3 protein-coding genes are annotated in these 3,729 nt (G+C 69.3%); all 3 read right to left on the bottom strand.

Annotation, left to right across the window (positions count from 1 at the left end; all coding sequences use genetic code 11):
* Window positions 1-1,502 (bottom strand): aldehyde dehydrogenase (locus tag QZ994_RS19085; RefSeq protein ID WP_290877453.1); only part of this gene is annotated, 1,502 nt, incomplete at its 3' end.
* A gap of 7 nt (window positions 1,503-1,509) precedes the next feature.
* On the bottom strand, window positions 1,510-2,898 hold the full coding sequence (locus QZ994_RS19080) for a glutamine synthetase family protein (protein WP_290877450.1): 1,389 nt from the start codon (window positions 2,896-2,898) through the stop codon (window positions 1,510-1,512).
* A gap of 133 nt (window positions 2,899-3,031) precedes the next feature.
* Window positions 3,032-3,718 (bottom strand): gamma-glutamyl-gamma-aminobutyrate hydrolase family protein, encoded by a 687-nt coding sequence (locus QZ994_RS19075; RefSeq protein ID WP_290877456.1) that lies wholly within the window; start codon window positions 3,716-3,718, stop codon window positions 3,032-3,034.
* Window positions 3,719-3,729: the final 11 nt, after the last annotated feature.

The raw sequence follows: 3,729 nt of genomic DNA, 5'->3' as shown, positions 1-3,729 counted from the left end.
AGTTCGGTGTACTTGTCGAAGGCGTGCAGGGATTTGTCGCGGCCATTGCCGGATTGCTTGACACCGCCGAAGGGCACGGTGATGTCGTCTTCATCGTACTGGTTGACGTGCACGGTGCCGGCTCTCAGGGCGCGCGAGACGCGGTGGGCGCGGTCGAGCTGGCCGCTCCAGACGCTGGCCTGCAGGCCGTAGGGGCTGTCGTTGGCGATGGCGATGGCCTCGGCCTCGTCGGCAAAGGGGATCACGCTGATCACCGGCCCAAAGATTTCTTCGCGGGCGATGGCCATGTGGTTGGCCACCTGGGCGAACACGGTGGGCTGCACGTAGTGACCGCCGGTGTCGGCGCGGGCCTGCTGTCCACCGCACACGAGCTGTGCGCCTTCGGCCTGCCCCTGGTCGACGTAGCGCAGCACGGTGCGCAGCTGGGCCTCGTCGACCACGGCACCCAGCCGGGTGGCCTTGTTCAGCGGGTCACCGGCTTGCCAGGCCTGGGCCTCGTCCCGCATCACGGCCAGCACCTCGGTCATCAGGTCTTGCTGGACCAGCACGCGGGTGGGGGCGTTGCACGACTCGCCCTGGTTGAAGAACACGCTGCTGGCGGCGGTGCGGGCGGCGCGTTCGAGGTCGGTCGTGTCGGGGAAGATGAGGAAGGCCGACTTGCCGCCCAGCTCGTTGTGGACGCGCTTGAGGTTGGATTCGGCCGCACAGCCCAGCATGCGGCGGCCCACGCGGGTCGAGCCCGTGAAGCCGATGGCATCGACGTCCATGTGCAAAGCCAGCGCCTCGCCAGCCTCGTGGCCGTAGCCGGGCACCACGTTGAGCACGCCGGGCGGCAGGCCCGCTTCGAGTGCGAGTTCGGCCAGGCGCAGCGCCGTGTAGGGCGATTTTTCAGAGGGCTTGAGCACCACGCTGTTGCCCGTGGCCAGGGCCGGGCCCAGCTTCCACGAGGCCATGATCATCGGGTAGTTCCAGGGCACGATGGCGCCGATCACGCCCATGGCTTCGCGCGTGATCAGGGCCAGGGCCTGCGGGCCGGTGGGCGCGACCTCGTCGTAGACCTTGTCGATGGCCTCGCCATACCAGGCGATGCAGCGGGCGGCGGCGGGCACGTCCACACCCAGGCTGTGCTGGATGGGCTTGCCCATGTCCAGCGTTTCCAGCAGGGCCAGCTCGTCGCGGTGGGCGAGGATCAGCTCGGCCCAGCGCTGCAGCACACGCTTGCGGGCCGCAGGGGGCTGGCCGGCCCAGCGGCGGTCCTCGAAGGCGGCACGGGCGCTGCGCACGGCGGCGTCCACGTCGGCGGCCTGCCCTCGGGCCACGGGGCCCAGCAGGCGTCCGTGAACGGGCGAGCATTTGGCGAAGGTCTCGCCGCTGGCCGTTGCCCGGCGCTGGCCTTCGATCAGGACGCGGCCATCAAAGCGCAGGCTGGCGGCGCGGTCGGCCCAATCCAGCGAAGCGGCCGAGTTGGCCGAGGTGGGGGAGGGCGTGGATGCGGTGCTCATGGACGCCTCACACGTGCAGCAGCAGGTGCTCGCGCTCCCAGGGCGAGATCACCTTCATGAACTCGGCGTACTCGGTTTCCTTCACCTCGGCGTAGACGGTGATGAACTCGTCGCCCAGCACCTCGGCCAGGTCGGCCTCGTTGCGCAGCATGTTCACGGCTTCGCCCAGGCTGCGGGGCAGGCCATAGTCGCCCAGGTAGGCGTCGCCCTTGCATTCCGGCGAGGGCTCGATCTGCTTCTGGATGCCAAGGTAGCCGCAGGCCAGGGTGGCGGCCAGGGCGACGTAGGGGTTGGCGTCGGCGCCGATCACGCGGTTCTCGATGCGGCGTGCGGCCGGGGGTGCCACCGGCGAGCGGAAGCCCACGGTGCGGTTGTCGGTGCCCCACTGGATGTTGATGGGCGCGGCCGTGTGGCGCGAGAGGCGGCGGTAGCTGTTCACATAGGGTGCGAGCAGGGCCATGGCCGAGGGGATGTAGCGTTGCAGGCCGCCGATGTACCAGAAGAACTCTTTGGAGGGCGAGCCATCGGGGTTGCTGAAGAGGTTCTGGCCGCTGTGCTTGTGCACCACGCTCTGGTGCACGTGCATGGCGCTGCCCGGCTCGTTGGCGATGGGCTTGGCCATGAAGGTGGCGTACATGTCGTGGCGCAGGGCGGCCTCGCGCACGGTGCGCTTGAAGAAGAAGACCTCGTCGGCCAGCTGCAGCGGGTGGTCGTGGAAGAAGTTGATCTCCATCTGACCGGCGCCGATTTCGTGGATCAGGGTGTCCACGTTGAGCTTCATGGCCTCGCAGTAGGCGTAGATGTCTTCGAACAGCGGGTCGAACTCGTTGACCGCGTCGATGGAGTAGGCCTGGCGCGAGGTTTCGGCGCGACCGCTGCGGCCCTTGGGCGGCTTCAGGGGCAGGTCGGGGTCGAGGTTGCGCTCGACCAGGTAGAACTCCAGCTCGGGCGCCACCACGGGCGACCAGCCCTTGGCGTCAAACAGGTCGCACACGCGCTTGAGCACGGAGCGCGGCGCAAAGGGGATGAGCTTGCCGTCGCGGTCGTAGCAGTCGTGGATGACCTGGGCTGTGGGGTCGGTGGCCCAGGGCACGATGCGGGCGGTGCTGGGATCGGCCCGCAGGTGCATGTCGTGGTCGGTGGCGCTGATCACGTCGTAGTACGGGCCGGATTCGGGCTGTTCGCCGGTCACGCCCATGGCCACGACGATTTCGGGCAGGCGCATGCCGCGGTCTTCGGTGAAGCGGTCGCGCGGCAGGATCTTGCCGCGGGCCACGCCGGTGAGGTCGGGCACGAGGCACTCGACCTCGGTGACACGCTGTTCGATGAACCACTGTTCCAGTTCGGCAAAGGACTGGTTGGTGGTGGCCGTGCTGGGGGTGTTGGATGAACTCATGAGGGGGACGGGTGAACGGCCGCACGCTTCCCCGCCGTGGTGGGGGCGCACGAGGGCCGGGCACGGGTGCAATGGGGCGGCCCGTGGTCGGTCGGCGATCGAAAGGGGGCCAAGGGCGGTGAGCCTGGCCCGTTCAGCGTCCCGGTGGGCGGTGCAGGTCGCGCCAGGCGAGGCAGGCTGCACCGAAGGCCTGGAGGATGGCCATGGAGACCGGGTTGGAGGCCGCCTGCCATTCGGGGTGCCATTGCACGCAGAGGCTGAAGCCCTTGCTTTGCGGCACGGAGAAGGCTTCGACCAGGCCATCGGGCGCGGTGGCCTCGATGCGCAGGCCCTCGGCCAGGCGCTTGATGCCCTGGCCATGCAGGCTGTTGACTTCGGGCCGGTCGGTGTCGAGCAGGGAGGCCAGCAGGCCGCCTGGCTGCACCTGCACGGGGTGCGCGAGGCCGTACTGCACGGCCACGGGCTGGTCGTCAGACGGGGCGCGGTGGTCGGCCAGGCCATCCTGCTCGTGCACGGCCTGGTGCAGGCTGCCACCCAGGGCCACATTGGTTTCCTGGAAGCCGCGGCAGATGGCCAGCAGGGGCAGGCCGCGGGCCACGGCCTCACGGATCAGGGGCAGGGTCCAGAGGTCTCGGGTGGGGTCCAGCGGCAGGCTGGGGTCGTGAACGGCCTCGTTGAAGTGACTGGGGTGCACGTTGGAGGGCGAGCCGGTCAGCAGGATGCCGTCGGCGATGTCCAGCCAGTCGGCCAGTTCATCGGGGTGGGCCGCGGGCACGACCACCGGCAGGCAGCCGGCCAGGCGCACGGCGTCGTCGATCAACTGCGCGACTT

Source organism: Aquabacterium sp., from assembly GCF_021768455.1.
GTDB lineage: Bacteria > Pseudomonadota > Gammaproteobacteria > Burkholderiales > Burkholderiaceae_C > Aquabacterium.
Note: the sequence above shows the minus strand (reverse complement) of the source record. Positions and strands in the feature narration are given on the sequence as shown.